This window comes from Streptomyces sp. NBC_00443 (genome assembly GCF_036014175.1).
Classification (GTDB): Bacteria; Actinomycetota; Actinomycetes; order Streptomycetales; family Streptomycetaceae; genus Streptomyces.
Genome location: NZ_CP107917.1, coordinates 1,442,980 through 1,469,833 on the forward strand (window position 1 = coordinate 1,442,980; position 26,854 = coordinate 1,469,833).

A 26,854-nucleotide genomic window follows, 5' to 3' on the forward strand; every position below is an offset into this window, starting at 1 on the left:
AGGACGGGGCCCGGTTGGCCTAGGGCGACACCGCAGCGACCGGCGCCGGCGCATAGCCGGTGGGCCGGGCCGTGAACGTGCCGCGCCCCTGGGTACGGCTACGCAGCCGTGTCGCGTAGCCGAACAGCTCGGCCAGCGGCACGGTCGCCGTCACGACCGCCGCCCCCGCCCGGGTGACGGAGCCCGAGACGCGGCCGCGGCGGGCGGCCAGGTCGCCGAGCACGGAGCCGACCGCTTCTTCCGGCACGGTGACCGTGACCTCGACGACCGGCTCCAGGAGGACCATCGCGCAGGCGCGCAGGGCATCGCGGAGGCCGAGTCGGCCGGCCGTACGGAAGGCCGTGTCGGAGGAGTCCTTCACATGGGTCGACCCGTCGGTGAGGGTGACACGCAGGCCGGTCACCGGATGGCCGCCGAGCGGACCCTCGGCGAGGGCGTCGCGGCAGCCGGTCTCGACGGCACGGACGTACTCCTGGGGCACCCGGCCGCCGACGACGGCCGAGCGGAACTCGAAGCCGTTGCCGCCCTGTTCGGCCGCCGTGACCGCCAGGGGCTCGACATCGAGAACCACATGCGCGAACTGGCCGGCCCCACCGTCCTGTTTGACATGACGGAACACGAAGCCGGACACCCCTCGGCCGACCGTCTCGCGATACGACACCCGCGGCCGGCCCACGTTGACGTCCAGCCCGAGATCACGCCGGATCTTCTCCACCGCGACCTCCAGATGCAGTTCACCCATGCCGGACAGCACCGTCTGACCGGTCTCCGCGTCGGTCCGCACGACCAGCGACGGATCCTCCTCCGCCAGCCGTGCCAGCGCCGAGGCCAGCCGGTCGGTGTCGGTGGACCTGCGGGCCTCGACCGCCACGGACACCACCGGGTCGGCCACGCTCGGCGGTTCGAGGACGAGCGGGGCGTCCGGTGCGCACAGGGTGGAGCCCGGGCGAGCCGACTTCAGACCGACCACCGCCACGATGTCCCCGGCGACGGCACGGTCGATGTGGGCGTGACGGTCGGCCTGCACCCGCAGGATCCGCCCGATCCGCTCCGTACGTCGCGCAACCGCGTCGAACACCATGCCTCCTTCTCGATCGTTCCCGAATACACCCGCAGATAGGTCAACCGCCCGGTCGGGGTCGCGCTCACCTTGAACGCCAGCGCCGCGAACGGTGCCGACGGGTCGGCGGGCCGCTCCTCGTCGGCGCCGTCGCCCAGGCCGCGGACGGGAGGCACGTCGAGCGGCGACGGCAGATACGCCACGACCGCGTCGAGCAGCGGCTCGACACCGCGGTTGCGGTAGGCCGAGCCGCACAGCACGACCACGCCGTCACCGCTGCGGGTCAGCTCGCGCAGGGCGGCGACCAGGGTCTCCGCACAGAGGGCCGACCGCGCGCAGAACTCCTCCAGCGCGCCGGCATGCAGTTCGGCCACCGCCTCCTCCAGCAGCCGCCGACGCCGCTGCGCCTCGTCCAGGAGATCCTCCGGCACCGGCCCTTCCACGGCTGTTTCGGCGCCGTCTGCCCACACCAGCGCACGCATGCGTACGAGGTCCACGACCCCGCGGAATCCGTCCTCCGCGCCAATGGGCAACTGCACGACCAGCGGTGCGGGATGCAGCCGTTCCCTGATCGACCCGACGGCCGTGTCGAGGTCGGCCCCGGCGCGGTCGAGCTTGTTGACGAACGCGATCCTCGGAACGCCGTGCCGGTCCGCCTGCCGCCACACCGACTCGCTCTGCGGCTCGACCCCCGCCACGGCGTCGAACACCGCGACCGCGCCGTCCAGGACGCGCAGCGAACGCTCCACCTCGTCGGCGAAGTCGACATGCCCGGGGGTGTCGATCAGGTTGATCCGGTGACCGTCCCAGGTACAACTCACCGCCGCCGCGAAGATGGTGATGCCGCGGTCCCGCTCCTGCGAGTCGAAGTCGGTGACAGTCGTGCCGTCGTGGACCTCGCCCCGCTTGTGGGTGGTTCCGGTGGCGTACAGGATCCGCTCGGTGACGGTGGTCTTGCCGGCGTCGACATGGGCGAGGATGCCGAGGTTGCGGACGACGGCGAGGGTGTTGAGGTTGGTGATGTTGGTGCGCACGGCCTTTGGCCTTTCGGATGATCCGTGATGGAACGGAAAGGGGGCAGCGCGATTCCCGGACGACACGTGCACGCACATGGCGCGGTGGCGCGGGCGCACGTCAGCGTGACCTGCCGTCCCGTCAAATGCGGGGCATGACAGGTGCGTTGACGTACTCGGGCGCTCTCAGGTGTTCGTCACGGACATCCGGTGCCGGCCGCGCAGCGGGCACCGGACGAACAGGGACACGAGGATCACGTCGTACCGGGCGTACCGGTCGTGCCGGTCGTGCCGGGAAGGGAGACGACGACAGCGGTGCGGTCACGCACGGCCCGGCTCCCTCAACTCGTCACGACGACGCTCCGCCGAGTGGTGGACGGTGCGTGCTGGTGTGGCGAGTGTAGGGAGCCGGGCGAGGTCGAAGCAGCCGATTTTTTTCTATCGCTGTTCGTCGTCGATCGTGATGGCCGACGCGGGGCAGACGGCGGCTGCCTCGCGGGCGGCGGCGTGGAGGTCCTCGACGGGACTCGGTTCGACCAGCGTGACGATGCCGTCCTCGTCACGCTGGTCGAAGACCTCGGGTGCGATCAGTACGCACTGTCCGGCGCCGCAACAGAGCTCCTGGTCCACGTTCACTTTCACGGCCGTTGCCTTCCTTTCCGGTGCGGGGGCCGTCACCACCGCACGGGCACTGTGCGCAGTCCGCCGACGAGGAGACCCTCCATCCGCTTCAACTCGTCGACAGGTAGGTCGAGTTGGAGGCCCGGCAGCTTGCGGAGGAGTACCTCGAGCGTGACCTGGAGCTCGGTGCGCGCCAGGCTCTGGCCCAGGCAGGCGTGCGGTCCGGCGCCGAAGGTGAGGTGGGGGTTCGGGGACCGGGACAGCACCATGTCGTCCGCGTCGGCGAAGACCCTCTCGTCACGGTTGGCGGCCGGCATGCTGCACACGACGGTCGTGCCGCCCGGCAGCAGCTCGCCGTCGACCTCGACGTCCTCGGTGAGGTAACGCCGGATGCCGAAGCCGAGGTTGGCGTCGAAGCGCAGTGCCTCGTCCACCGCGGTGCGCACCAGGGCGGGGTCGGCCAGCAGCCGCTCCCACCGGGTGCGGTCGGCGAGCAGCAGGGCGACCATCTTGCCGATCATGTTGGCGGTGGTCTCGTGTCCGGCGACCAGGAGACCCATGGCGGTGCCGAGCAACTCGTCGTCGGTCAGCCCCTTACCCTCCACCTGCCCCTCCCCTCACTCTCCCTGATCACCATGCTGATCAGGTCGTCGCCGGGTTCAGCGCGCGTCGCCGCGATGTGCGCGGACATGTACTCGGCGAACTCGGCGTACGCCGCCCGGGTCTGGTCGCCGGTATAACGGCTGACGTTGAGGAAGGCGTCGGACCAGCGCGAGAAGCGGTCCCGGTCCTCGGCGGGGACGCCGAGGATGTCGCAGATGACGTAGACGGGCAGGGGGAAACCGACTCCGGCCTTCAGGTCCGCGGGCTGTCCGCTGCGGACCATGTCGTCGACGAGGCCCTCGGCGATGTGCGCCATGCCGGGGCGCAGTGCCGTCATGCGCTTGGCGGTGAAGTACTTGCCCACCTGCCGTCGCCACCGAAGGTGCGGCTCCCCGCGGTCGGGCAGGGCCAGGGTGCTGGTTCCGTCGGCGGCGGGCCCACCGGCGCCTTCGGGGGCGATCCGGGCAGCGCCGTCCTCGGCCGTCGGACGGGTGAAACGGGGGTCGGCCAGCAGGGCTTTGACGTGGTCGTAGCGGGTCAGGTAGATCGCCTTGTCCCCGCTGGGGAGTTCAACGGTGGCCACCGGACACCGGCCGCGCAGTCGCTCCCATTCGGCCGGGGGCTCCAGGGGGTTGTCGGTGGGAAGGGGCAGCCGCAACAGGTCGTTCTCGCGCATCTGACATCACCTTGGGTGGGGGGAGGTGGGTGAGCGACGCGGAAGCGTTCACAGCACGGCACGCTACGCACATTGTGCATCATGCATCAAGAGTGCATGATGCACTTTCTGTGTATGGCGCAATCTCACCGTAGGGTGGAGCCTTTGGGACGCCTGGACTCCGGGGCCTCGGGGACCTCGGGCTCCCCGGGACCTCCAGGACGTCCAGGACCTCCAGGAGCTGCGGACTTGGCCGATTCGGCCCGGAAGGAGATCGGCGTGGACGCCCGAGAAGCGGCGGAACGCATCGAGCGGGAGCTGCTGATCCTCACCCGCCACAAGGAGATGCGGGCACCGCGGGGCCCACGCGGCGGGGACCCGCTGGACCAGAGCGCCTACGTACTCCTCACCAGGCTCGAGACCCAGGGAGCGATGTCCATCCCGGACTTCGTCGAGGCCTTCGGGCTCGCGGCGTCGACGTTCACCAGGCAGACCTCGGCCCTTCTGCGCAACGGTCTGGTGGAGCGGACCCTCGATCCGTCCGGCGGCGTGGCACGCAAGTTCCGCATCACGCAGGAGGGGCTCAGGCTGCTCGCGGAACAACGCGAGGGAATCGTCACCGGCCTGTCCACGGTCGTGGCGGAGTGGACCCCCGAACACCTGGACCGGTTCATCGCCGATCTCCGGCAGTTCAACACCGACATCGAACGCATCACCGGCCGCCCTTGGCCGAGGAACTCGGGGGACTGACGACGGCCCCTGGCGGTGTGGCCGACCCCGTCAGCAGATCGGGCCCCGGTCGCCGGACGTGGCCCGCAGCAGATCCCGCACGAGGTCGAAGTCGACCTTCTCCGGTTTACGGAAGCGCAGGCATCCCTTGCCCATGTCGTGTCCGGCCAGCCGTTCCTGGAAGGCCTCACGGACATCACTGCGCATCAGATAGAAGGAGATGTACTGCCGCTGACTCGCGAACGCGATCTCGGCCGCACCCTCGCGCTGGTACGTCGGCATGCCGTAGGCCATGACCTCGCTGAAGCCCTGCAGTTCCGCGCGGCACAACTGCCGCAGCCGTGTCAGGGCCTCTCTCCGCTCCACCGGCACCTCGGCCAGATAGCCGTCGACATCCTCCGCCGCGCTCTGCACCATGCGGCGAGGCTAGGCCCGGAGGCGGTACCGATCAATCGCTCCAACAAAACAACCCGTGCGGGTCGAGGTGGCCCTCGACCCGCACGGGTTGCAAATGATCTGTTGATCTGTGTCCGAGGGGGGACTTGAACCCCCACGCCCGATAAAGGGCACTAGCACCTCAAGCTAGCGCGTCTGCCATTCCGCCACCCGGACCAGGTGTCTGCCGCCTTGCCGGGGGCCTTCCCGGCGGCGACGTGGACAACAATACCAAGGTTTCGGAGCGCCCTTCACCTGCGTTTCCGCCCACCGGGCGGGGGTCCGGGACCGCGCCGCCCGATGCCCTTAGGGTCGCATCATGAGTGACTGGACGGTTACGCAGAGCCCTGCCGCGGGGCGTCGCCCGCGCGCGCTGTCGCCCCTCAGGGAGCATCTGCGGGACACGTTCTGGTTCGCACCCACCGCTGCGATGGTGGCCGTCTTCGCGGTCTGGCTGGTGGCCCAAGCGCTCGACGCAGCCATCGTCGAGGCGCTCCAGGAGGACGGCGACTACGAGACGCTCGACGAGCTGCTGCGGTTCGCGGACGACGCGAAGGCCGTGGTGAACGCCGTCGCGTCGGCGATGATGACCTTCATCGGTGTGGTCTTCAGCATCTCGCTGGTGGCCGTGCAGATGGCGAGCGGGCAGTTCACCCCGCGCGTGGTCCGGCTGTTCGTGCGGAGCCGGATCACCAAGGCGACCTTCGCGGTCTTCCTGGCGACCTTCGTGCTGAGCCTGCTGGTGCTGACCGCCTTCGACACCGCCGACGATGCCCGTGCGGTCACGACGGTGCCTCTGGTGCAGTCGGTTCTCACGCTCTGCATGGTCGCGTTGAGCCTGTTGCTCTTCGTGCTGTACGTGAACGCCACGTTGCGGCTGATGCGGATCAGCCACGTGATCGCACGGATCGCCACCGAGTCCTTCCGCGTGGCCGCGTCGACGCCCGTGTCGGCGGACGGACCGGACACGCCCGACCTCGGCACCGCGGCCGCTTGGGTGCCGCACGAGGGCCGGGCCGGGGTGTTGCGGGACGTGCACATCACGCGGTTGGTCCGGGTGGCTCGCAAACACGGGGTGGTGCTGCGGCTGATCCCTCGCATCGGGGACTTCGTAGTGCCCGGCACGCCCTTGCTGGCGGTGCACGGCGGCGCGGCCCCGCCGCGCCGGGCGCTGCGGTACACGGTCTCGGTGGGTGTGGAGCGGACCTATCACCAGGATCTCGGCTTCGGGCTGCGACAGTTGTCCGACATCGCGCTGCGCGCACTGTCGCCCGCGGTCAACGACCCGACGACCGCCGTCCAGGCGCTGGACCGGGTCGTGCAGTTCCTGGCCGCGCTGAGCCGTCGGCCGCTGGACGCCGCCCTGCACCGGGACCGGCGCGGGGTGGTGCGCCTGGTGCAGCCCGTGCCCGGGTGGACCGAGTTGGTGGATCTCGGGTTCACCGAGGTACGGGGCTGCGCCGTCGGCAGCCCGCAGGTCTCACGGCGCATGCTGGCCGGACTGGACGACCTCCTTCTGCTCGCACCGCCGGAACGCAGCGAGCCGCTCTCGCGCCACCGCGAACTCCTCCACCAGGCGGTCGACCTCGCCGAGCAGTTCCCGTCGGACCGAGCGTTCGCCCTGCAGCCGGACCGACAGGGCATCGGCTGACCGATTGCAGATCAACCAGGGGCGCTCGGGCCCCAGAGCCGTCGCGTCGGCGACCGACGCCGAGCACCCTGCGGCAGACCGCGTGGCGCACCCGGCGTCGGACGCGACGCCCCCCTCACGGGCCGAGCTGATACTCCGGGAAGTTCCCGGGCAACCGCTCCGCCGCCGGCCCTTGTGTCACCGCGCGCACCAGCAGCTCGCCGCCGACGAACGCCCCGCGCCAGGACGCGCCGAAGCCTCCGAACAGTTCGTCACGGTCACCGCGGGAACGCGGCTTGCCGTGGCCGACCTTGAACGCGCGGATCTGCGGGGCCAGACGGTCGTACGTCGCCCGGTCGTCCGTGGACAGCGTGGCGACCAGCGCGCCGTTGGACGCGTTCATCGCCGCCAGCAGCTCCGCCTCCGTGTCGACCAGGACGATGGTGTCGACCGGGCCGAAGGGTTCCGCATGGTGGAGCGGGGAGGACGGGGGCGGATTGAGCAGCGTGACCGGCTGGACGTACGCCGAGGTGTCCTGGCCGGGCAGAAAGCGGGCGTCCGCGGGCTTGCCCCGGTGCAGCGGGACGGCACCGCGGTCGATCGCCTCGGCGACCTGGTCCTGGAGCTCCTTGGCCTTGGCGGCGTTGATCACCGGCCCGAAGTCCAGTTGCGGGAAGGGGTCGTCGTCCTGTTTCTCCACCGCCAGCGGGTGGCCGACCCTGAGCGTGCGCACCGCCGGGAGGTACGCCGCCAGGAACTCGTCGAACAGGTCACGCTGGACGACGAAGCGCGGGTACGCCGTGCAGCGCTGTTTGCCGTAGTCGAAGAGCTTGGGCACGACCGCCGTGAGTGCGTCCCAGTCCGTGTAGTTCCAGATGCCCCAGGTGTTGAGTCCTTCCTGTTCGAGTACGTGTCGTTTACCCAGGTCGGCGACTGCCGTGGCCACCGCGGCGCCGGTGTCGCGGCCGCCGACGAAGGAGACGCAGCCGATCTCGGGGGCCCGGACCAGCGCCTCCGACAACTCGCCCCCGCTGCCGCTGACGAGGGTGACGGGGATTCCCTCGCGGGCGGCCAACGCACAGGCCAGGGTGAGGCAGGCGACGCCGCCGTCGGTCGGGGTCTTGGCGATGACCGCGTTGCCTGCCAGTGCTTGTACCAACACTGCGTGAACGAGCACGCTCATCGGGTAGTTCCAGCTCGCGATGTTGGACACCGGACCGTCCAGCGGGGCCCGCCCGGCGACCATCGGCTCGATGCCGTCGACGTACCAGCGCACGCCGTCGATGGCCCGGTCGACGTCCGCCCGGGCCAGCCGCCAGGGCTTGCCGATCTCCCAGACGAGCAGCAGGGCGAGCAGGTCCCGGTGCTGGGTCAGGGCGTCGAGGGTGGCCGCGACGCGGGCTCGGCGCTCCTCCAGGGGGATGTGCCGCCAGGCGCGGTGCTGGTCCAGCGATGCGCGCACGGCCTGGTGGGCGGTGGCCCGGTCCAGGCGCGGCGGCCCCGCGATCGGGCTGCCGTCGACGGGGCTGGTGGCGGGCAGGGCCCGGCCGTCCGCCTGCCAGGTGGAGTTCCAGAGGTTGAGGACACGGTCGTCCCGGAAGGCCTCTGGGGCGACCGCGAGGCAGCGTTGCCAGGCGTCGGTCCAGGAGGTGCCGGATTTGAGGGTGAGGGTGGTTGCCAAGGGGGTCTCCGCTCTCGGTGCACAGTCGGGGGCGGTCGTACATGGCTACGGCGCAAGCTAGCGAGACGCAGGTACGCCTGGAAGTGACTCCGTGTGGACTATGAGTGACATCACGTGTCCGCGCCCAGGCGGTCCAGGACCAGACGGGCCGTCTCGGTGGGCGTGCCACCGACCCGTACCCCCACCGCCTCCAGCGCCTCCTTCTTCGCCGCCGCCGTGCCGGACGAGCCGGACACGATCGCGCCCGCGTGCCCCATCGTCTTGCCCTCGGGGGCGGTGAATCCGGCGATGTAGCCGACGACCGGCTTGGTGACGTGGTCTCGGATGTAGGCCGCGGCTCGCTCCTCCGCGTCGCCGCCGATCTCCCCGATGAGGACGATGAGTTCGGTGTCGGGGTCGTCCTGGAAGGCTGCCAGGCAGTCGATGTGGGTGGTGCCGACGACCGGGTCGCCGCCGATGCCGACACACGTCGAGAAGCCGATGTCGCGCAGTTCGTACATCAGTTGGTAGGTGAGCGTGCCAGATTTGGAGACCAGGCCGATGCGGCCGGGCTTGGTGATGTCGGCCGGGATGATGCCCGCGTTGGACTGGCCAGGGGTGATCAGGCCGGGGCAGTTGGGGCCGATGATGCGGGTGCCCTTGGCCTTCGCGTACGAGGTGAAGGCGACGGAGTCGTGGACCGGGATGCCCTCCGTGATCACGACGGCGAGTCCGATGCCGGCATCGGCGGCCTCGACGACGGCCGCCTTGGTGAAGGCGGGCGGCACGAAGACGACGGTCACGTCGGCGCCGGTCGCGCGCATCCCGTCGGCGACCGACCCGAAGACGGGGACGGCACGCTCGTCGAAGTCGACGGTGCGGCCGGCCTTGCGCGGGTTGACGCCGCCGACGACGTTCGTGCCGGCGGCGAGCATGCGCCGGGTGTGCTTCATGCCCTCGCCGCCGGTCATGCCCTGGACCAGGACCTTGCTCTCCTTGGTGAGGTAGATGGCCATGTCGTCATGTCTCCTCAGGCTGTGGTGGCGAGTTGGGCGGCCCGCAGCGCGGCGCCGTCCATGGTGGTGGCCTGCTGGACCAGGGGGTGGGCGCGGTCATCGAGGATGGCCCGGCCCCGGGCGGCGTTGTTCCCGTCGAGGCGCACGACGAGTGGCTTGGTCAACTGGACGGTGTCCAGGGCCTGCACGATGCCGTCGGCGACAGCGTCGCAGGCGGTGATCCCGCCGAAGACGTTGACGAAGACCGACTTCACGGCCGGGTCCGACAGGATGACCGACAGCCCGTCGGCCATGATCTGCGCCGATGCGCCGCCGCCGATGTCGAGGAAGTTCGCGGGGCGGGCACCGCAGCCCGCGACGACGTCGAGGGTCGACATGACGAGGCCGGCGCCGTTGCCGATGATGCCGACCTCGCCGTCGAGCTTGACGTAGTTGAGGCCCTTCGCGGCCGCCGCGGCCTCCAGCGCGTCGTCGTGCTCCACGCCCTCGGCGCCCCAACGTGCCTGTCGGAAACGGGCGTTGTCGTCGAGCGTGACCTTGCCGTCGAGGGCGAGGATCTGCCCCTGCCCGGTGCGGACCAGCGGGTTCACCTCGACCAGGACGGCGTCCTCGCGGACCAGCACCTCCCAGAGGCGTATGAGGACGTCGACGGTCTGCGGTGGCAGTCCGGCGGCTTCCGCGATCTCGGCGGCCTTCGCGGAGGTGACGCCCTCGGCGGGGTCGACGGGGATGCGGGCCACGGCCTCCGGACGGCTGGCGGCCACCTCCTCGATGTCCATGCCGCCTTCGGCCGAGGCGATCGCGAGGAAGCGGCCCGCCGCGCGGTCGAGGACGAAGGACACATAGAACTCGGTCTCGATGTCCACGGGTTGGGCCAGCATGACCTTGCCGACCGTGTGGCCCTTGATGTCCATGCCGAGGATCTGGCGTGCCGTGAGCTCGGCAGCCGCAGGGTCCGCGGCGAGCTTCACGCCGCCCGCCTTGCCCCGGCCACCGGTCTTCACCTGCGCCTTGACCACGACCCGCCCACCGAGCCGGCGTGCGATCTCGCGGGCTTCCTTGGGCGAGTCGGTCACCTCTGCCCTCGGCACCAAAATGCCGTGTTCCTCGAAGAGTTCCCTTGCCTGGTGCTCGTACAGGTCCATTCCGGCTCCTGACTCAAAAGTGCCGCACGCCCCCTGGACACCACCCACTGGATGCGGGATAACAAGGTTCATACAGTATTCGTCGACTGTATGCAATGTACCGCGAGAGCCGTTCCACCCCCTACGAAGGGACAGGACTTCGCCATGCCCGACGACACCCAGGACGTCATTTCCGGTGGTCATCTCGTTGCCAAGGCGCTGAAGGCCGAGGGGGTCGACCGCATCTACACCTTGTGCGGCGGCCACATCATCGACATCTACGACGGCTGCGTCGACGAGGGCATCGAAGTCGTCGACGTCCGCCACGAGCAGGTCGCCGCCCACGCCGCCGACGGCTACGCCCGCATCACCGGCAAGCCCGGCTGCGCGGTCGTCACCGCGGGTCCCGGCACCACCGACGCCGTCACCGGCGTCGCGAACGCCTTCCGCGCCGAGTCCCCGATGCTGCTCATCGGCGGCCAGGGCGCCCTCACCCAGCACAAGATGGGGTCCCTGCAGGACCTGCCGCACGTCGACATGATGACGCCGATCACCAAGTTCGCGGCGGCCGTGCCGGACACGGCGCGCGCGGCGGACATGGTGTCGATGGCGTTCCGCGAGTGCTACCACGGGGCGCCCGGGCCCTCCTTCCTGGAGATCCCGCGCGACGTCCTCGACGCCAAGGTGCCGGTGAGCAAGGCGCGCGTGCCCCGGGAGGGCGCCTACCGCGCCTCCACCCGCTCGGCCGGCGACCCCGAGGCCATCGAGAAGCTCGCCGACCTGCTGGTCCACGCCGAGAAGCCGGCCATCCTGCTCGGCAGCCAGGTGTGGACGACCCGCGGCACCGAGGCGGCCATCGAACTCGTCCGCACCCTCAACATCCCCGCCTATATGAACGGCGCCGGCCGCGGCACACTCCCGCCCGGCGACCCGCATCACCTCCAGCTGTCACGCCGGTACGCCTTCTCCAACGCCGATGTCATCGTCATCGTCGGCACGCCCTTCGACTTCCGCATGGGCTACGGCAAGCGGCTGTCGCCGGACGCGACCGTCGTGCAGATCGACCTCGACTACCGCACCGTCGGCAAGAACCGCGACATCGACCTCGGCATCGTCGGCGACGCCGGGCTGGTGCTGAAGTCGGTGACCGAGGCGGCTTCGGGGCGTGTCAACGGCGGTGCGTCCAAGCGCAAGGAGTGGCTCGACGAGCTGCGCGCGGCCGAGCAGACCGCCCTTGAGAAGCGGCTGCCCAGCCTGAAGTCGGACGCCTCACCGATCCACCCGTACCGGCTGGTCAGCGAGATCAACGACTTCCTCACCGAGGACTCGATCTACATCGGCGACGGCGGCGACATCGTCACCTTCTCCGGGCAGGTCGTGCAGCCCAAGTCGCCCGGTCACTGGATGGACCCGGGCCCGCTGGGCACGCTCGGCGTCGGGGTGCCGTTCGTGCTCGCGGCCAAGCAGGCCCGGCCCGACAAGGAGGTCGTGGCGCTCTTCGGCGACGGTGCGTTCTCCCTCACCGGCTGGGACTTCGAGACGCTCGTCCGCTACAACCTCCCCTTCGTCGGCATCGTCGGCAACAACTCCTCCATGAACCAGATCCGCTACGGCCAGGCCCAGAAGTACGGCCTGGAGCGCGAGCGGGTCGGCAACACCCTCGGCGACGTCCACTACGACAAGTTCGCGCAGATGCTGGGCGGTTACGGCGAGGAGGTCCGTGACCCCGCCGACATCGGCCCCGCGCTGCGGCGCGCCCGCGAGTCCGGGAAGCCGTCGCTGATCAACGTCTGGGTCGACCCCGACGCGTACGCCCCCGGAACCATGAACCAGACCATGTACAAGTGAGGTGGCCTCCATGACTGGAACGCCGACCAAGGCTCTCGAAGGCATCCGCGTCCTGGACATGACCCATGTCCAATCCGGCCCCTCCGCGACCCAGCTGCTCGCCTGGCTCGGCGCGGACGTCGTCAAACTGGAGGCGCCGACCGGTGACATCACGCGCAAGCAGCTGCGCGATCTCCCGGACGTCGACTCCCTCTACTTCACGATGCTCAACTGCAACAAGCGGAGCATCACCCTCAACACCAAGACCGAGCGCGGCAAGGAGCTCCTCACCGAGCTGATCCGGCGCTCCGACGTCATGGTCGAGAACTTCGGACCGGGCGCGGTCGACCGTATGGGCTTCACCTGGGACCGCATCCAGGAGATCAATCCGCGTATCGTCTATGCCTCCATCAAGGGGTTCGGCGACGGCCCGTACACCAACTTCAAGGCGTACGAGGTCGTCGCGCAGGCCATGGGTGGGTCGATGTCGACCACCGGTTTCGAGGACGGGCCGCCGCTGGCGACCGGAGCCCAGATCGGGGACTCGGGGACGGGTGTGCACGCCGTCGCGGGGATTCTCGCGGCGCTGTTCCAGCGCGAGAACACCGGGCGTGGGCAGCGGGTCAACGTGGCCATGCAGCACGCTGTACTCAACCTGTGCCGAGTGAAGCTGAGGGACCAGCAGCGCCTGGCACATGGGCCGCTTGCTGAATATCCGAACGAGGACTTCGGCACGGAAGTTCCCCGCTCGGGAAACGCGTCCGGCGGCGGTCAGCCCGGCTGGGCGGTCAAGTGCGCGCCGGGCGGCCCGAACGACTACGTGTACGTCATCGTGCAGCCGGTCGGCTGGCAGCCGCTCAGCGAGCTCATCGGCCGGCCCGAACTCGCCGGCGACCCCGAGTGGGCGACGCCGGAGGCCCGGCTGCCCAAGCTCGGCAAGATGTTCCAGCTGATCGAGGAGTGGTCCTCGACGCTGCCCAAGTGGGAGGTGCTGGAGCGGCTCAACGCACACAACATCCCGTGCGGGCCGATCCTTTCCACCAAGGAGATCATCGAGGACTCCTCGCTGGTCGACAACGAGATGGTCGTCACCGTGCCGCACCCCGAGCGGGGCGACTTCGTGACCGTCGGCAGCCCGCTGAAGCTCTCCGACTCACCAGTCGAGGTGAGCAGTTCGCCACTGCTCGGCGAGCACAACGAACAGGTCTACATCGGCGAACTCGGCCTCGGTGACGAGGAACTGCGCCTGCTCAAGTCGAACGGAGTGATCTGACGTGATGGCCGAAGACCGCGTCCTGCGGGTGCGGACGCTCCTCGACTCCGTGCGGGGTGAGGGACGCACCGCGCTGACCGCGCCCGAGGGCAAGGTGATCGCCGACGCGTACGGGATCGCCGTACCGGGCGAGGAACTCGCGACGGACGTCGACGAGGCGGTGGCGTACGCGGCGCGCTTCGGCGGGCCGGTGGTGATGAAGATCGTCTCGCCCGACATCCTGCACAAGACCGACGCCGGCGGCGTGATCGTCGGGGTCGAGGGTGCGACGGACGTACGGGCCGCCTTCCACAAGATCATCGACAACGCCCGGGCCTACAACGCAGATGCCCGCATCGAGGGCGTGCAGGTCCAGGAACTGCTCCCGCAGGGGCAGGAGGTCATCGTCGGCGCGGTCACCGACCCGACGTTCGGGAAGGTCGTCGCCTTCGGGCTCGGCGGAGTACTCGTCGAGGTCCTCAAGGACGTGACGTTCCGGCTCGCGCCCGTGACCGCCGACGAGGCGTTGTCCATGCTGGACTCGATCCGGGCGGCGGAGATCCTGCGCGGGGTGCGCGGCCAGGCGGCCGTGGACCGGTGGGCGGTCGCAGAGCAGATCCGGCGGGTCTCGCAGCTCGTGGCGGACTTCCCGGAGATCGCCGAGGTGGACCTCAACCCGGTGATCGCGACCGCGGAGGGGGCGGTCGCGGCAGACATCCGCGTGATCCTCTCCGAAGCGCCCGCGAAGCCGCGTCGCCGCTACTCGCGCGAGGAGATCCTCGCCTCGATGGGCCGGCTGATGCAGCCGTCATCGGTCGCCGTCATCGGTGCCTCCAACGAGCAGGGCAAGATCGGCAATTCGGTCATGCGCAACCTCATCGACGGTGGTTTCGCCGGGGACATCCATCCGGTGAACCCCAAGGCCGATGACATTCTGGGCCGCAAGGCGTACAAGAGTGTCACGGACGTTCCCGGTGAGGTGGATGTGGCGGTCTTCGCTATCCCCGCCAAGTTCGTGGCCTCGGCCCTGGAGGAGGTGGGACGCAAGGGGATCCCCAACGCCGTGCTGATTCCCTCCGGGTTCGCGGAGACCGGTGAGCACGAACTCCAGGAGGAGATCGTGGCCATCGCCGAGCGGCACGGCGTCCGGCTGCTCGGGCCGAACATCTACGGCTACTACTCGACGTGGCAGGACCTGTGCGCCACGTTCTGCACGCCGTACGACGTCAAGGGCGGGGTGGCGCTGACCTCGCAGTCCGGCGGTATCGGGATGGCCATCCTCGGCTTCGCGCGGACCACGAAGACGGGCGTGTCGGCGATCGTCGGCCTCGGCAACAAGTCGGACCTGGACGAGGACGACCTGCTGACCTGGTTCGGCGAGGACCCGCACACCGAGTGCATCGCGATGCATCTGGAGGACCTCAAGGACGGGCGCGCGTTCGTCGAGGCCGCGCGGGCGACCGTACCGAAGAAGCCGGTCGTCGTCCTCAAGGCAGGTCGTACGGCGGCGGGCGCGAAGGCCGCGGGCTCGCACACCGGAGCCCTCGCCGGCGACGACGCCGTGTACGAGGACATCCTGAAGCAGGCCGGTGTCATCCGGGCGCCAGGGCTCAACGACATGCTGGAGTACGCGCGCGGGTTGCCGGTCCTGCCCGCTCCCAAGGGCGACAACATCGTGATCATCACGGGGGCCGGCGGCAGCGGCGTACTGCTGTCGGACGCGGTGACCGACAACGGGCTGTCCCTGATGGAGATCCCGCCGGACCTTGACGAGGCCTTCCGGAAGTTCATCCCGCCCTTCGGGGCCGCGGGCAACCCGGTGGACATCACGGGGGGCGAGCCGCCGTCGACGTACGAGGCGACGATCCGGCTCGGTCTGGAGGATCCGCGCATCCACTCACTCGTGCTCGGCTACTGGCACACGATCGTCACTCCCCCGATGGTCTTCGCGGAGCTCACCGCGCGTGTGGTGGCCGAGTTCCGGGAGCGCGGCATGGAGAAGCCTGTTGTCGCCTCGCTCGCGGGTGACGTGGAGGTCGAGGAGGCCTGCCAGTACCTGTACGAGCGAGGGGTCGTGGCGTACCCGTACACCACCGAGAAGCCGGTGGCGGTGCTCGGCGCCAAGTACCGGTGGGCGCGGGCGGCCGGACTGTTGGGGGGCGGTTCATGAGGTGAGGCAGCGGGGGCCGGCCGACGGTGCGCGTCGGCCGGCCCCGGGACCCGCGCGCGCACGAAAGGCATTGGACAGGGGGCGCTGGCCAGAACTTTCGACGCAAGGGGTGCAACTAACGTGACAACCACCGACGTTCCAAGGGTCGCCGCCTATCGGGAGGTGGCCGACAAGAACGGACGCGTCTACCGCGTGGGCGAGTCCGACATCGACATCATGGGTCGCAAGCGCAAGTGGATGGTGATCCTCCCCTGGATCGGCATGATGGGCATCTCCTCCGCCGAGTACGCGTTCGCGTCGGCCGAGGACACCCTGCACACCGCGCACAGCTGGAACAGCATGCACATCTTCTGGATGATGACCGTCTGGGTCTTCTTCCAGGCCGCGGTGGCCTTTCCCGCGGGCAAGCTGCGTGAGAGCGGAAAACTACCGGCCCGCTGGGCGATGATGTGCGGCGCGGTAGGTACGTTGCTGGGCTACCTGTCCCTGGCATTCGCGCCGCATGTCGTCTTCGCCTATATCGGCTTCAGCATGTTCAGCGGCATGGGCGCGGGCATGGTGTACGCCACCTGCGTCAACATGGTGGGCAAGTGGTATCCGGAGCGCAAGGGCGGCAAGACCGGGTTCGTCAACGGCGGTTTCGCCTACGGCTCGGTGCCCTTCGTCTTCATCTTCAACGGCTATATGGACCTCACCAACTTCCGCTGGGTACTGGTCTCGGTGGGTGTGTTCCTGGCCGGAATCGTCGCGTTCTCCGGCTACTTCTTCAGGGACCCGCCGAAGAACTGGTGGCCCGCCGACATCGACCCGCTCAACCCGCCGAAGGACCCGCGCGCGGCGCGCTCGCTGCGGATGAACCCGCCGGCGGTCCACCAGTACTCCCCCAAGGAGGCGTGGAAGACCGGCCGGGTGGCCCTGATGTGGTTCTGTCTGGCGTGCACGTCCGGCGTGAACATCTTCGGTATCGCGTTCCAGGTGGACATCGGCGAGGAAGCTGGATTCGCGGGCGGGATCGTGGCCACGGCCATGTCCCTCAAGGCGATCGTCAACGGTACCGGCCGTGGCGTCATCGGCTGGCTCTCCGACCTCTACGGCCGTAAGCGGTGCCTGCTCGCCGTGTGCGTCATCCTGGGCCTCGCCCAGTTCGGCATCCTCTGGTCGGCGGAAAGCAAGAACCTGCCCCTGTTCCTGATCTTCTCCGCGATCTCCGGCTTCGGCGGCGGCGCCATCTTCCCGATGTTCGCGGCACTCACCGCCGACTACTTCGGCGAGAACAACAACGCGTCCAACTACGGCATGGTCTACAGCGCCAAGCTCGTCTCGGGCCTGGGCGCGGGCATGGGTGCCGTGGTCGTCAGTTCCTGGGGGCACTCCGGTGCCTTCATCCTGGCCGGCTCCATTTCCCTCTTCGCCGGCTGTGTGGCGGTGTTCCTCAGCCCACCAGGACGCGGCAAGGACGAGGACCGCATCGTTGCCAACCCCCGACCGCTCGGCGAGGACATGGCCTGACATGACGGCAGATCCGTACGCAGGAAGCAGTTCGTCCGCACCATCCGACGCCGCACACCGTCCCTACCGCGAAGTGACCGACGCGCGAGGCCGCGTCTACCGCATCGGCGAGACCGACCGCGACATCCTCGGTCACTCCCGCACGTTCATGGTGTATCTCCCGTGGATCGCCATGATGGCCATCAGCGTCTTCGAATACGCGTACGGCTCCGCGGAGGACACCCTGTCCCACGCGCACGGCTGGACGCAGAGCAACACCTTCTGGATCCTCAGCGTCTGGGTGTTCTTCCAGGCCGGCATCGCCTTCCCGGCGGGCTGGCTGCGGGAGAAGGGCATCCTGACGGCCCGCACCGCCATGTACATCGGCTCCGGCATGTGCCTACTGGGGTTCCTCGCCCTGTCGCACCTGGGCAATGTCTGGCTCGCGATCCTCGGATTCGGCGTCATCGGCGGCATCGGCGCCGGCCTGATCTACGCGACCTGCATCAACATGGTCGGCAAGTGGTTCCCCGAGCGGCGCGGCGCCCGGACCGGGTTCGTCAATGGCGGGTTCGCGTACGGATCTCTGCCGTTCATCTTCATCTTCAACTACGGGTTCGACACCGCGAACTACCACCGGGTGCTGGACCTGATCGGCTGCTACATCATGATCGTCGTTCTCGGATGCGCGTTCTTCTTCAAGGATCCCCCGAAGAACTGGTGGCCCGCCGACATCGATCCACTGAGGCACACGGGCGACCGGAAGAACGCGGTGAGCCTGGCCAAGAACCCTCCAGCGGTGAAGCAGTACACGCCCCGGGAGGCCATCAGGACAGGCATGCTCCCCCTGATGTGGCTGTCCATCGTCCTGACCGCCGGCGTATCGATCTTCGGCATCTCCTTCCAGGTCGACTACGCCAAGGAGGTCGGCTTCGGCCCACTCGTCGCAGCTTCGTCGATGGGCGTGATGGCAGTCATCAACGGCATCGGCCGCGGTGTCGTGGGCTGGCTGTCCGACCGCTGGGGACGCAAGTCGACCCTGGTGTTCGTGATCGTCGTCCTGGGCCTCGCCCAGTTCGGCGTGATCTGGGCGGGCGACGTCAGAAGCGAGTGGCTCTTCCTGTTCTTCGCCTTCCTCTCCGGCTTCGGCGGCGGCGCGTTCTACCCGCTCTTCGCGGCGCTCACCCCGGACTACTTCGGCGAGAACTACAACGCAAGCAACTACGGCCTCGTCTACAGCGGCAAGCTGATCAGCGGCCTGTTCGGCGGGGGCCTCGGCTCCATGGTGGTCGCGGCGTGGGGCTATGACGGCGCGTACGCGCTCGCCGGCGGCGTGTCGATGGCGGCGGCGGGAATTGCGTTGCTGTTGCGGCAGCCGGGCCGCACGGCGGTACCGCAACCCGCACCCTGACAGATCGCGAACGTGAGGAGGCCCTCCCCGTCCTGGGAGGGCCTCCTCACGTCGCTACGACGGTCAGCACTTCTCCCGCAGCGAATGAAGGTGCTTGCTCGAACGGCGAGCGAACGTGAGGGAGTCGGCCGGGTTGTCGTGCTCCGCCTGCCAGTGGTGGGCGAATCGCTGGCCGCGCAGCTTCGTCACAGCGGAGATGAACCGCTTGTAGTCGATGTCGCCGTCGCCGACATCGACCATGTCGTAGCCGTACTGGTTGGACGGGTCGCTCACGCCGTCCTTGACGTGGAAGAGCGGGTAGCGGTGCGGCTGCTTCAGCACGTAGTCGAGCGGCTCGAAGGGGGCGGCGGAGCCGTCGGGTCGCTTCGAGAAGCGGAACTGGCCCGAGTACGCCCAGAAGATGTCCATCTCCAGGAAGACGAGGTCGGGGTCGGTCTCGGCGAGGAGCACGTCGTAGAGACGGACCTTGGGGTTGTCGGTGGCGAAGGAGAACTCCTCGGAGTGGTTGTGCTGGTAGAACTTCATGCCGCGCGCCCTCGCCGCCGCGCCGTAGGTGTTGAACTCCTCGGCGGCGCGCTTCCATGCGTCGACGGTCGAGCCGTAGCGGAACGGCCCGGAGGCAGTTCCTATGTGCTTCATGCCGAGGGCCTGTGCGTCGTCGAGGACCTTGGTGAGGTTCTGGGCGAAGGTGTAGGCGCCCGGGTCGTCGGAGTAGTAGCCGACGTGGCTGCCGATCGGGTTCAGGCCGTAATTCCGGGCCAGCCGCTTGAGCTGGGCGAGGGTGATCGGGCCGGCCGAGCCCTGGGTGTAGCCGGCGAACTCGACCTCGTCGTAACCGTACTTCTCCAGTTCGGCGAATACGGGGGCGAAGCCGAGCGTGGAGACCTTGTCGCGCAGGCTGTACAGCTGGATGCCGAGGCGGCCGGGCGGGAGAACGGGACGGCCATGGCCGTGCCCGCGGCTGCCGGAGGCTGTGGCGGCTGCGGATGCGTTGTCCGGTGCGGCGGTCGCGGTGGTTGCTGCGGCGCCCAGCAGCGCGGCGGCCGTGGTGCCCGCCGCGACGCCGAGCATGCCTCGTCTGGTCAGGCGGTGGGTGAGTTCGGGATCCGTCTGGGAAAAGCGGCTCATGCCTGGAACTCCCTGTGATCGAAGGCCGTTGTCAGTGGTGAGTGCTTCACTTGTGACCAGTCGGAAGAGACGGGTCGGTGGGACCGGCGAGCCGGTCCGTGCCGGTCGTGATCCGTCAGCCGAGACCGGCGAGTCGGAGCAGGAGTGACTTCACATCGGTGGCCGCGACGCGGTCGCCGACTGCGCGGGGGGTGGAGCAGATGAGGAGCGGACCGTCGTCGTCGCTCGCAGGAAGGCGGCCGTGGCTGCCGCGAATAGGTGACGGATCCAGGGGCACGACCGCCATGCGGTAACGCATGCCGAGTTTCTTGCGCGCCAGCGCGGTCGCGGCCTTGACCTTGACGTAGGGGTCGAGGGGATCCATGAAGAGTTCGACCGGGTCGTAGCCGGGTTTGCGATGGATCTCGACGAGTCGCGCGAAGTCGGGTGCGCGGGCGTCGTCCAGCCAGTAGTAGTACGTGAACCAGGCGTCCGGCTCCGCTACGGCGACGAGCTCGCCGGAGCGCGGATGGTCGAGATGATGGGCCTTCTTGCCCTCGTCGTCGAGGAGTTGCTCGATGCCGGGCAGTCCGTCCAGTGCGGCCCGGGTCGCGTCGAGGTCTTCCGGCCGGCGTACGTAGACGTGCGCGATCTGGTGGTCGGCGACGGCGAAGGCACGTGACGCCATCGGGTCGAGGTACTCCATGCCGTCCTGCGTGTGCACCTCCAGCAGGCCTGCCCGCCGCAGGGCCCGGTTGATGTCCACGGGTCGGTCCGCGCGGGTGATGCCGTATTCGGAGAGCGCGACCACGGTACGGCCCTCCGCTCGGGCGTCGTCCAGGAGCGGGGCCATGGCCGTGTCCAGGTCGGCGGCCGCTTTCAGCGAGCGCGGGTCGTCGGGGCCGAAGCGCTGCAGATCGTAGTCGAGGTGAGGGAGGTAGCAGAGGGCCAGGTCCGGGTGCCGGGTGCGGAGGATGTGACGGGTCGCGTCGATGATCCAGCGGCTGGAGACGAGATCGGCGCTGGGGCCCCAGAAGTGGAAGAGCGGGAAGGTGCCCAGCTTCTCGGTGAGTTCGTTGTGCAGGGCGGGCGGCCGGGTGTAGCAGTCGGGTTCCTTGCGGCCGTCGGAGTAGTAGATCGGACGGGGGGTGACGGTGATGTCGGTGTCGGCGCCCATGGCGTACCACCAGCAGATGTTGGCGACGGTGTAGCCGGGATGGGTGCGGCGGGCGGCGTCCCAGAGCTTGTCACCGGCGACCAGTCCGTTGTGCTGACGCCACAGGAGTACGTCGCCGAGGTCACGGAAGTACCAGCCGTTGCCGACGATGCCGTGCTCCGACGGGTGGGTGCCAGTCAGGAAGGTGGACTGGGCGGCGCAGGTCACGGCGGGCAGGACGGTGCCGAGCGGTGCTTGGGAGCCCGACTGGGCGAGGGTCTTCAGGTGGGGCATGTGGTCGAGGAGACGGGGGGTCAGGCCGACTACGTCGAGGACGAGGAGAGGGGTGGGTCGGTGGGCGACGGTGACGTCCTCCGGCAGGGCTGCTTGGTCTGTGGTCGGGACTGCCGAATCCGGTTGCTCGGTCATGGCAGCTCCTTCAGGCCGAGGTCTGTCAACAGGTCGCGGGCGAGGGTGAGTTCGGCTGCTATGCCGTCGGCGAGCTGGCTGCGGGCGCGGGGGCGCAGCTCGGCCGGGAGAGCCTGCCAGGTGTAGGTCTCGACCTCGAGATGGTGGGTGAGGGGGTGCGGGCCGCCGACCAAGCGGGTCAGTGCGGCCTTCAGTACGGGGAGTGTGGAGGTGAGGGGTGCGGCGGGGGCCGCGTGGAGCGGGACATGGAAGTGGGCGCGCCACGGTGAGGCGTCGGGCAGGGCGTCACCCTTGAGCGCCTCCCCCAGGTCGTCGGTGCCGCGCAGGCCGGCGGCGGTGGCGGTGCGGGTCTGGTGCAGGAAGCGGGGCTCGTCGAAGGCGGCGAGGGCCTCACGAACGTCGGGGAGGTGGGGGTTTTCGGCGTGCAGGGCGGCCGAGAGCTGGGACTTGATGACGGGGACGCCGGCTTCGGCGAGCGTGTCCATGGCGGTGTACGGGTCTTCGAAGGAGGTGGCGAGGTGACAGGTGTCGACGCAGATACCGATGCGGTCGTGGCCGATCGCAGTGAGTGGGGCGATGGCATCGCCGGTGGTCTCGACGGTGCAGCCGGGCTCGGGTTCGAGGCCGACGCGGATGTCACGGCCGGTCAACTCCCGCAAGACGTCGAGTCGTTGCGCGAGGGTGAGCAGGGCTGTGCGGGCGGTCTCGGCGGCGCGCCCGTCGTAGGCGGTGCGCCAGGCGAGGGGCAGTGTGGAGATGCTTCCTTCAGTGACGTCGTCGGGGAGCAGACCGGCGAGGACGCGGGCCAGGGCGGTGGTGTGGTCGAGGCGCTCGGGGTCTGTCCAGTCCGGCTTGTAGACGCGGTACTTGACCTCTTCGGCACCGAAGCCTTCATACGGGAAGCCGTTGAGGGTGACGACCTCGAGGCCACGCCTGTCGAGTTCGGTCCGCAGGCCGCGCAGGGCGGACGGGTCGGTGACGAGGGCGCGGGCGGCGTCCTTGGCGAGCCACAGGCCGATGCCGAGGCGGTCGCGGCCGAGCCGTCGGCGGACGGGTTCGCAGTGGTCGCGGAGTTGAGCGAGGACGCCGTCGAGGGTCTCGGCCGGATGGACGTTGGTGCAGTACGCGAGGTGGACGGTGGAGCCGTCGGGGTGGCGGAAGCGCATGGGTCACGCCCCCGGGGTCGGGGCGGCGATCGTGCGGTCCCGCTCTCTTGGAGCGTCGACGTGTCCTTCGGCGTTCTTCGCAGCGTCGGCCGGTCTGTCGGCGTTCTTCGCAGCGTCGGCCGGTCCGTCGGCGTTCTTCGCAGCGTCGGCCGGTTCCTGGGGGTTCTTCGGGGCGCCGCGGAGGATGGAGTTGCCCTCGTGGGTCGCCTCCGGGGGCGCCACGTCGAGGGTGAGGCGGCCGCTGAGCCCGTAGAAGGCGACGGGGTTGCGCCACAGCACCAGGTCGACGTCATCCTCACCGAAGCCTTCGGCGAGCATCAGGTCGGCGACCTTGCGGGTCTTCAGGGGGTCGCTCCTGCCCCAGTCGGCGGCGGAGTTCACCAGCACCTGGTCGGGCCCGTACTCACGGAGGATCGCGACCATCCGCTCCTCGTCCATCTTGGTGTCGGGATAGACGGAGAAGCCGAGCCAGCAGCCGCTGTCCTTGGCCTCCTTGACCGTGGTCTCGTTGAGGTGGTCGACCAAGACGCGGTCCGTGGGCAGTGCGGACTCCCGGACGACGTCAAGAGTGCGGCGCAGGCCCGCCAGCTTGTCGCGGTGCGGGGTGTGGACGAGTGCGGGCAGCTCGTGGTCGGCGGCGAGCTGGAGCTGGGCGGCAAGGGCGGTGTCCTCGGCGGGGGTCATCGAGTCGTAGCCGATCTCGCCGACGGCGACGACCTGATCCTTGACGAGATAGCGGGGCAGTTCGTCGAGGACGGGGACACAGCGCGGGTCGTTCGCCTCCTTGGGGTTGAGGGCGAGCGTGCAGTGGTGGGCGATGCCGTACTGGGCGGCGCGGAAGGGCTCCCAGCCGAGGAGGGAGTCGAAGTAGTCGAGGAAGGAGGCCGGATTGGTGCGGGGTTGGCCGAGCCAGAAGGAGGGCTCGACGACGGCCCGGACGCCGGCGGCGTGCATGGCCTCGTAGTCGTCGGTGGTGCGCGACGTCATGTGGATGTGGGGGTCGAAGAGGCGCATCAGGACTCCTTGCCGTCGGTGCCGTCGGTGTCACGGTGGCCGTGGGGGGCCGGCGGAGTGGCTGTGGGGTCGGTCAGGGTCAGGACGCGGTGCAGATCCTCGGGGACCGGACGGCCCGCGGCGGTGCGTTCGGCCGCGTAGTCGCCGAGCATGCGGGCGAGTTCCGCGTCGTCGCGGGCGCGACGGTCCAGCTCGGCGACCGTGCCGACCGGCACACCGGTGAACAGGCACTTCAGTACGGCATGGCGCCACTGGTGCGCGTCGAGGTGCCGGGCGGCGTAGGGGCCGACGGCTGCGGCGAGGAGGCTCGTGTCGTTGGTGCGCAGGGCGTCCTCGACGAGTGGGAGGGCCTCGGGGCCGGGCACGAGGTGCGGCAGCGCGTGCAGGACGGCGCGGCGTTCCGCGGCGGTGCCTTGGAAGTAGACGCGGGAGACAGCGTCGGCGTCGGCGCGAGCCGCGTGCAGGATGAGGACACGGGCGGCATCGGCGTACTCGGAACCGCAGCGGCGCCCGGCCTCGGCGATGCGCAACTCCCAGACGGAGATGGGACCGTGGCTGCCCGGGTGGGAAGCGGCCTCGTCGAGGGCCCGGTGCAGCCAGGCGCGGCCGGTGGCATCGAGGTGTGCGGTGACATGGCCGCGCAACTCGGCGGGCGGGATCAGGGCGAGGCTCCGGCGGACGGGACCGGACGACTGCACGGTGTCCCGGCGGGGTTCCGTGTCGGCCCGGGCGTTCGTGAGCGGGCGGCCTTCGGTGTCCGCGCCCGGGGTCGCCGGGCTGGTGCGGGGCTGGGTCATGAGGTGCTCCCTTCAGGGGTGGCGGAGGGATCGCCGTGCGAGGGGACAGGGAGAGGAGGTCTGAGGGCCGCGGCCTCGGCACTGCGGAGGAATGGGAGGGAGAGTTCGGCGAAGTGGGGGCCCGCGTGGGAGTGGCGGGGCAGTTCGACGACAGTCAGGCCTTGGTAACCGGTGGCGGCGAGGGCCGCGAGCACAGGCGGGAAGTCGATCTCGCCGTCGCCGAAGGGGAGGTGTTCATGGATGCCGCGGCGCATGTCCTCGATCTGGACGTGCCGGAGCCAGGGGGCGGCGGCACGTATGCAGTCGGCGGGAGAGAGGGGTTCGAGGCACTGGCAGTGGCCGATGTCGAGGGTCAGGCCGAGGTGGTCCGGGTCGCCGAGGGTGCCACGGAGTCGGTGGAAGTCGGCAAGGTTGGCGAGGAGGTGACCGGGTTCGGGTTCGACGGCGAGTGGGACGCCGGCGGTGGTGGCGGCGTCCAGGACCGGGGTGAGTGCCTCGGCGAGACGGTCCCAGGCCGTGTCCGGATCGGTGCCTGCGGGCGTGATTCCGCTGAAGCAGTGGACGGCGTGGGCGCCGAGGTCGGCGGCGACCCGGATGGCGCGGATCAGCAGGTCGACGCGGCGGGCGCGGTCGTCCGGGTCGGGGTCCAGCAGGGAGGGGCCGTGCTTTCGGCGCGGGTCGAGTACATAACGGGCGCCGGTCTCCACCGTGACGTCCAGCCCGAGGGTGTCCAACAGCTGTGCGAGGCGACGCGTGCGGGCTGCGAGGTCCGGGGCAAGCGGGTCGAGGTGCATGTGGTCGAGCGTCAGGCCGACGCCGTCGTAGCCGAGGTCGGCGAGCAGCGCGAGAGCGTCGTCGATGCGGAGGTCGGCGAGGCCGTTGGTGCCGTAGCCGAAGCGGAGGGGGACGCCGGGGGAGGCCGGTTTGCCGTTGTCCCGCGCCGGGTGGGGCCGAGGGCTCATGTGACGCTCACCTTCTTCGCGTACTTCCGTCCGATCGGGGCGAGCGCGGCGATGGCCAGGGCGGTGAGCCCGGATCCGGCGCGGGCCGCGAGCGCCGCCTGGAGCGGAATGGTGGCGCGGATGCCGCCGCCGACGGCTCGCTGGGTCAGGGGCGGGGAGGGGTTGAGCGCGGCGTGGGTGTAGGGGCGGCCGGCGGTGGCGGCGTAGGCGGTGGCCAGGGCGGTGCGCAGGGCCGCGTCGAGCGTGAGGCCGGCCCTGGTGGGCGCGAGCGTCCGGCGTCCGGTGCCGGCACTGGTGCCAGCGCTGGCGCCGATGCCGGTGCCAGGGCCACCGGCGGGGCCGGTGGCGGCCCTTTCGCCGACCCCCGTCGACCCGGATCGCTTCGTGCCGCGCGTGCCACGTGCCACGAGCCCAGTGAGGGCGGCCGTCGCGGCGAGGGCGGCCAGGGGTGGCAGGGATGTGCCGCCCTGGGTCTCCCGGCGGGAGACCGTCGTCACGGCGAGGGTGTGGGTGCCAAGGAGGGCGGCGGAGGGCAGTGCCTCCCTGGGTCGGCCGGTGGTGGCGGCGCCCAGGAGATGGTCGAGGCCACGAGCGGCGGCCATGGCCACGGGGCCGGCGGGCGTGTGCTTCAGGGCGAGGTCGTACGCCCAGACGGTGGCGGCCAGAGGAGTGGCCACCGCCAGGGCGGGGCGGCCGGCTCTCGCGGCCAGGCCGAGGCCGGCGACGGTCAGGACGCATGCCGCGGTGAAAGCGGAGGACGGTCGGATGCGGCCGGAGGGCAGCGGGCGGTGGGGGCGTTCGGCGGCGTCCTCGGCGCGGTCCGCCCAGTCGTTGAGGGCCATGCCGGCCTCGTAGAGACAGAGGGAGGAGCCGATGGCAAGCAAGGTGCGGGAGTTGGGCCGGCCCCCGGCGGCGACGGCGCCGCTCAGGGCGTCGCCGGGGACAGTGAACAGGGCGGGGAGCCGCAGCAGTTCGGCCCAGGCGCGTCTACCGCTCACGGCCGCTCCCCGGAGCGGGCTCGCCCGGATCGACGGCCCGCGCGGCGACTTCCCTGGCGGACTCGCGGGGATCGACGCCCTGTGGGGCAGCCTCCTCAGCGGGCCCGCGCACACCAGCAACCCCCACCCCAGCCTCCGCGGCCGGCTCACCCGGCTCGACACCCCGCACGGCAGCCTCCCCAGCAGGCCCGCGCACACCAGCAACCCCCACCCCAGCCTCCGCGGCCGGCTCACCCGGCCCGACGCCCCGCACGGCAGCCTCCCCAGCAGGCCCGCGCACACCAGCAACCCCCGCCGCAACCCCCACCCCAGCCTCCGCAGCTGGCTCACCCGGCTCGACACCCCGCACGGCAGCCTCCCCAGCAGGCCCGCGCACACCAGCAACCCCCGCCGCAACCCCCACCCCAGCCTCCGCGGCCGGCTCACCCGGCTCGACACCCCGCACGGCAGCCTCCCCAGCAGGCCCGCGCACACCAGCAACCCCCGCCGCAACCGTCTCCACCGACCCGCGCACACCAACACCCCCACCCC

Annotated in this window: 19 protein-coding genes, 1 tRNA gene and 2 pseudogenes; 7 read left to right on the plus strand and 15 right to left on the minus strand. The window is 70.0% G+C overall.

The window, feature by feature from the left end; genetic code table 11:
- Positions 1 to 19: 19 nt before the first annotated feature.
- The 3 genes and pseudogenes from fusA to OHO27_RS06525 form a co-directional block, all read right to left on the minus strand.
- Positions 20 to 2,094 (minus strand): annotated as a pseudogene (gene fusA / locus OHO27_RS06515) (elongation factor G).
- A gap of 417 nt (positions 2,095 to 2,511) precedes the next feature.
- Positions 2,512 to 2,715, minus strand: coding sequence for a ferredoxin (locus OHO27_RS06520; protein WP_328421166.1), 204 nt, complete (start codon positions 2,713 to 2,715; stop codon positions 2,512 to 2,514).
- A 32-nt stretch (positions 2,716 to 2,747) separates the two neighbouring features.
- Positions 2,748 to 3,973 (minus strand): annotated as a pseudogene (locus tag OHO27_RS06525) (cytochrome P450).
- Positions 3,974 to 4,231: 258 nt separating this feature from the next.
- Between OHO27_RS06525 and OHO27_RS06530 the strand changes: the two are divergent.
- On the plus strand, positions 4,232 to 4,702 hold the full coding sequence (locus tag OHO27_RS06530) for a MarR family winged helix-turn-helix transcriptional regulator (protein ID WP_328421168.1): 471 nt from the start codon (positions 4,232 to 4,234) through the stop codon (positions 4,700 to 4,702).
- Between the two features lie 30 nt (positions 4,703 to 4,732).
- Here OHO27_RS06530 and OHO27_RS06535 read toward each other — a convergent pair whose 3' ends face one another.
- Both OHO27_RS06535 and OHO27_RS06540 read right to left on the minus strand, forming a co-directional pair.
- Positions 4,733 to 5,098, minus strand: a complete 366-nt coding sequence (locus OHO27_RS06535) for an iron chaperone (RefSeq protein WP_328421170.1) — start codon at positions 5,096 to 5,098, stop codon at positions 4,733 to 4,735.
- Positions 5,099 to 5,208: 110 nt separating this feature from the next.
- Positions 5,209 to 5,293: transfer RNA gene (locus tag OHO27_RS06540), tRNA-Leu, on the minus strand.
- Positions 5,294 to 5,435: 142 nt separating this feature from the next.
- Between OHO27_RS06540 and OHO27_RS06545 the strand changes: the two genes are divergently transcribed.
- On the plus strand, positions 5,436 to 6,767 hold the full coding sequence (locus OHO27_RS06545; protein ID WP_328421172.1) for a DUF2254 domain-containing protein: 1,332 nt from the start codon (positions 5,436 to 5,438) through the stop codon (positions 6,765 to 6,767).
- Between the two features lie 115 nt (positions 6,768 to 6,882).
- Here OHO27_RS06545 and OHO27_RS06550 read toward each other — a convergent pair whose 3' ends face one another.
- The 3 genes from OHO27_RS06550 to sucC form a co-directional block, all read right to left on the minus strand.
- Positions 6,883 to 8,427 carry an aldehyde dehydrogenase family protein gene (locus tag OHO27_RS06550; protein WP_328421174.1) on the minus strand — a complete coding sequence of 515 codons (1,545 nt, stop codon included), beginning with the start codon at positions 8,425 to 8,427 and terminating at the stop codon, positions 6,883 to 6,885.
- Positions 8,428 to 8,537: 110 nt separating this feature from the next.
- Positions 8,538 to 9,422 (minus strand): succinate--CoA ligase subunit alpha, encoded by an 885-nt coding sequence (sucD, locus tag OHO27_RS06555; protein ID WP_328421176.1) that lies wholly within the window; start codon positions 9,420 to 9,422, stop codon positions 8,538 to 8,540.
- 14 nt (positions 9,423 to 9,436) lie between these two features.
- The gene (sucC, locus tag OHO27_RS06560; protein ID WP_328421178.1) at positions 9,437 to 10,567 is read right to left on the minus strand and encodes an ADP-forming succinate--CoA ligase subunit beta; all 1,131 of its coding nucleotides are present in this window, start codon (positions 10,565 to 10,567) and stop codon (positions 9,437 to 9,439) included.
- A 144-nt stretch (positions 10,568 to 10,711) separates the two neighbouring features.
- Here sucC and OHO27_RS06565 point away from each other — a divergent pair, with 144 nt between their 5' ends.
- The 5 genes from OHO27_RS06565 to OHO27_RS06585 all read left to right on the plus strand — a co-directional run bounded on the left by OHO27_RS06565 (position 10,712) and on the right by OHO27_RS06585 (position 18,694).
- Positions 10,712 to 12,394, plus strand: a complete 1,683-nt coding sequence (locus OHO27_RS06565) for a thiamine pyrophosphate-binding protein (RefSeq protein ID WP_328421181.1) — start codon at positions 10,712 to 10,714, stop codon at positions 12,392 to 12,394.
- 10 nt (positions 12,395 to 12,404) lie between these two features.
- Positions 12,405 to 13,646 carry a formyl-CoA transferase gene (frc, locus tag OHO27_RS06570; protein ID WP_328421183.1) on the plus strand — a complete coding sequence of 414 codons (1,242 nt, stop codon included), beginning with the start codon at positions 12,405 to 12,407 and terminating at the stop codon, positions 13,644 to 13,646.
- 4 nt (positions 13,647 to 13,650) lie between these two features.
- Positions 13,651 to 15,795, plus strand: coding sequence for an acetate--CoA ligase family protein (locus OHO27_RS06575; protein ID WP_328421184.1), 2,145 nt, complete (start codon positions 13,651 to 13,653; stop codon positions 15,793 to 15,795).
- A gap of 120 nt (positions 15,796 to 15,915) precedes the next feature.
- Positions 15,916 to 17,304, plus strand: coding sequence for an OFA family MFS transporter (locus tag OHO27_RS06580; protein WP_328421185.1), 1,389 nt, complete (start codon positions 15,916 to 15,918; stop codon positions 17,302 to 17,304).
- A 1-nt stretch (position 17,305) separates the two neighbouring features.
- Positions 17,306 to 18,694 carry an OFA family MFS transporter gene (locus OHO27_RS06585; RefSeq protein WP_328421186.1) on the plus strand — a complete coding sequence of 463 codons (1,389 nt, stop codon included), beginning with the start codon at positions 17,306 to 17,308 and terminating at the stop codon, positions 18,692 to 18,694.
- A 63-nt stretch (positions 18,695 to 18,757) separates the two neighbouring features.
- Here the strand turns inward: OHO27_RS06585 and OHO27_RS06590 are convergent, their stop codons facing one another.
- The 7 genes from OHO27_RS06590 to OHO27_RS06620 form a co-directional block, all read right to left on the minus strand.
- Entirely contained in the window at positions 18,758 to 19,822 is a 1,065-nt protein-coding gene (locus tag OHO27_RS06590) for a sugar phosphate isomerase/epimerase family protein (protein ID WP_328421188.1), read from the minus strand.
- A gap of 115 nt (positions 19,823 to 19,937) precedes the next feature.
- Positions 19,938 to 21,386: a nucleotide pyrophosphatase/phosphodiesterase family protein gene (locus tag OHO27_RS06595; RefSeq protein ID WP_328421190.1), complete on the minus strand. Its 1,449-nt coding sequence runs from the start codon at positions 21,384 to 21,386 to the stop codon at positions 19,938 to 19,940.
- Positions 21,383 to 22,552, minus strand: coding sequence for a metabolite traffic protein EboE (gene eboE / locus OHO27_RS06600; protein ID WP_328421192.1), 1,170 nt, complete (start codon positions 22,550 to 22,552; stop codon positions 21,383 to 21,385). Before eboE ends, OHO27_RS06595 begins: the two co-directional genes overlap by 4 nt.
- A 3-nt stretch (positions 22,553 to 22,555) precedes the next feature.
- A complete protein-coding gene (locus tag OHO27_RS06605) occupies positions 22,556 to 23,566 on the minus strand; it encodes a TatD family hydrolase (RefSeq protein WP_328421194.1) in 1,011 nt (336 codons plus the stop codon).
- The gene (locus tag OHO27_RS06610; RefSeq protein ID WP_328421195.1) at positions 23,566 to 24,363 is read right to left on the minus strand and encodes an EboA domain-containing protein; all 798 of its coding nucleotides are present in this window, start codon (positions 24,361 to 24,363) and stop codon (positions 23,566 to 23,568) included. Before OHO27_RS06610 ends, OHO27_RS06605 begins: the two co-directional genes overlap by 1 nt.
- Entirely contained in the window at positions 24,360 to 25,325 is a 966-nt protein-coding gene (locus tag OHO27_RS06615; protein WP_328421197.1) for a sugar phosphate isomerase/epimerase family protein, read from the minus strand. The genes OHO27_RS06610 and OHO27_RS06615 overlap by 4 nt, the downstream gene beginning before the upstream one ends.
- Complete coding sequence (locus OHO27_RS06620) at positions 25,322 to 26,851, minus strand: SCO3242 family prenyltransferase (protein ID WP_328430369.1); 1,530 nt, start codon at positions 26,849 to 26,851, stop codon at positions 25,322 to 25,324. Before OHO27_RS06620 ends, OHO27_RS06615 begins: the two co-directional genes overlap by 4 nt.
- Positions 26,852 to 26,854: the final 3 nt, after the last annotated feature.

What these genes read in the sequence shown, in the direction of transcription:
- OHO27_RS06535 (WP_328421170.1), bottom strand. Translation starts at nt 5,098, where the DNA reads ATGGTGCAGAGCGCGGCGGAGGATGTCGACGGCTATCTGGCCGAGGTG.
- OHO27_RS06545 (WP_328421172.1), top strand. Translation starts at nt 5,436, where the DNA reads ATGAGTGACTGGACGGTTACGCAGAGCCCTGCCGCGGGGCGTCGCCCG.
- sucD (WP_328421176.1), bottom strand. Translation starts at nt 9,422, where the DNA reads ATGGCCATCTACCTCACCAAGGAGAGCAAGGTCCTGGTCCAGGGCATG.
- sucC (WP_328421178.1), bottom strand. Translation starts at nt 10,567, where the DNA reads ATGGACCTGTACGAGCACCAGGCAAGGGAACTCTTCGAGGAACACGGC.
- OHO27_RS06565 (WP_328421181.1), top strand. Translation starts at nt 10,712, where the DNA reads ATGCCCGACGACACCCAGGACGTCATTTCCGGTGGTCATCTCGTTGCC.
- frc (WP_328421183.1), top strand. Translation starts at nt 12,405, where the DNA reads ATGACTGGAACGCCGACCAAGGCTCTCGAAGGCATCCGCGTCCTGGAC.
- OHO27_RS06575 (WP_328421184.1), top strand. Translation starts at nt 13,651, where the DNA reads ATGGCCGAAGACCGCGTCCTGCGGGTGCGGACGCTCCTCGACTCCGTG.
- OHO27_RS06585 (WP_328421186.1), top strand. Translation starts at nt 17,306, where the DNA reads ATGACGGCAGATCCGTACGCAGGAAGCAGTTCGTCCGCACCATCCGAC.
- OHO27_RS06590 (WP_328421188.1), bottom strand. Translation starts at nt 19,822, where the DNA reads ATGAGCCGCTTTTCCCAGACGGATCCCGAACTCACCCACCGCCTGACC.
- OHO27_RS06595 (WP_328421190.1), bottom strand. Translation starts at nt 21,386, where the DNA reads ATGACCGAGCAACCGGATTCGGCAGTCCCGACCACAGACCAAGCAGCC.
- eboE (WP_328421192.1), bottom strand. Translation starts at nt 22,552, where the DNA reads ATGCGCTTCCGCCACCCCGACGGCTCCACCGTCCACCTCGCGTACTGC.
- OHO27_RS06605 (WP_328421194.1), bottom strand. Translation starts at nt 23,566, where the DNA reads ATGCGCCTCTTCGACCCCCACATCCACATGACGTCGCGCACCACCGAC.
- OHO27_RS06610 (WP_328421195.1), bottom strand. Translation starts at nt 24,363, where the DNA reads ATGACCCAGCCCCGCACCAGCCCGGCGACCCCGGGCGCGGACACCGAA.
- OHO27_RS06615 (WP_328421197.1), bottom strand. Translation starts at nt 25,325, where the DNA reads ATGAGCCCTCGGCCCCACCCGGCGCGGGACAACGGCAAACCGGCCTCC.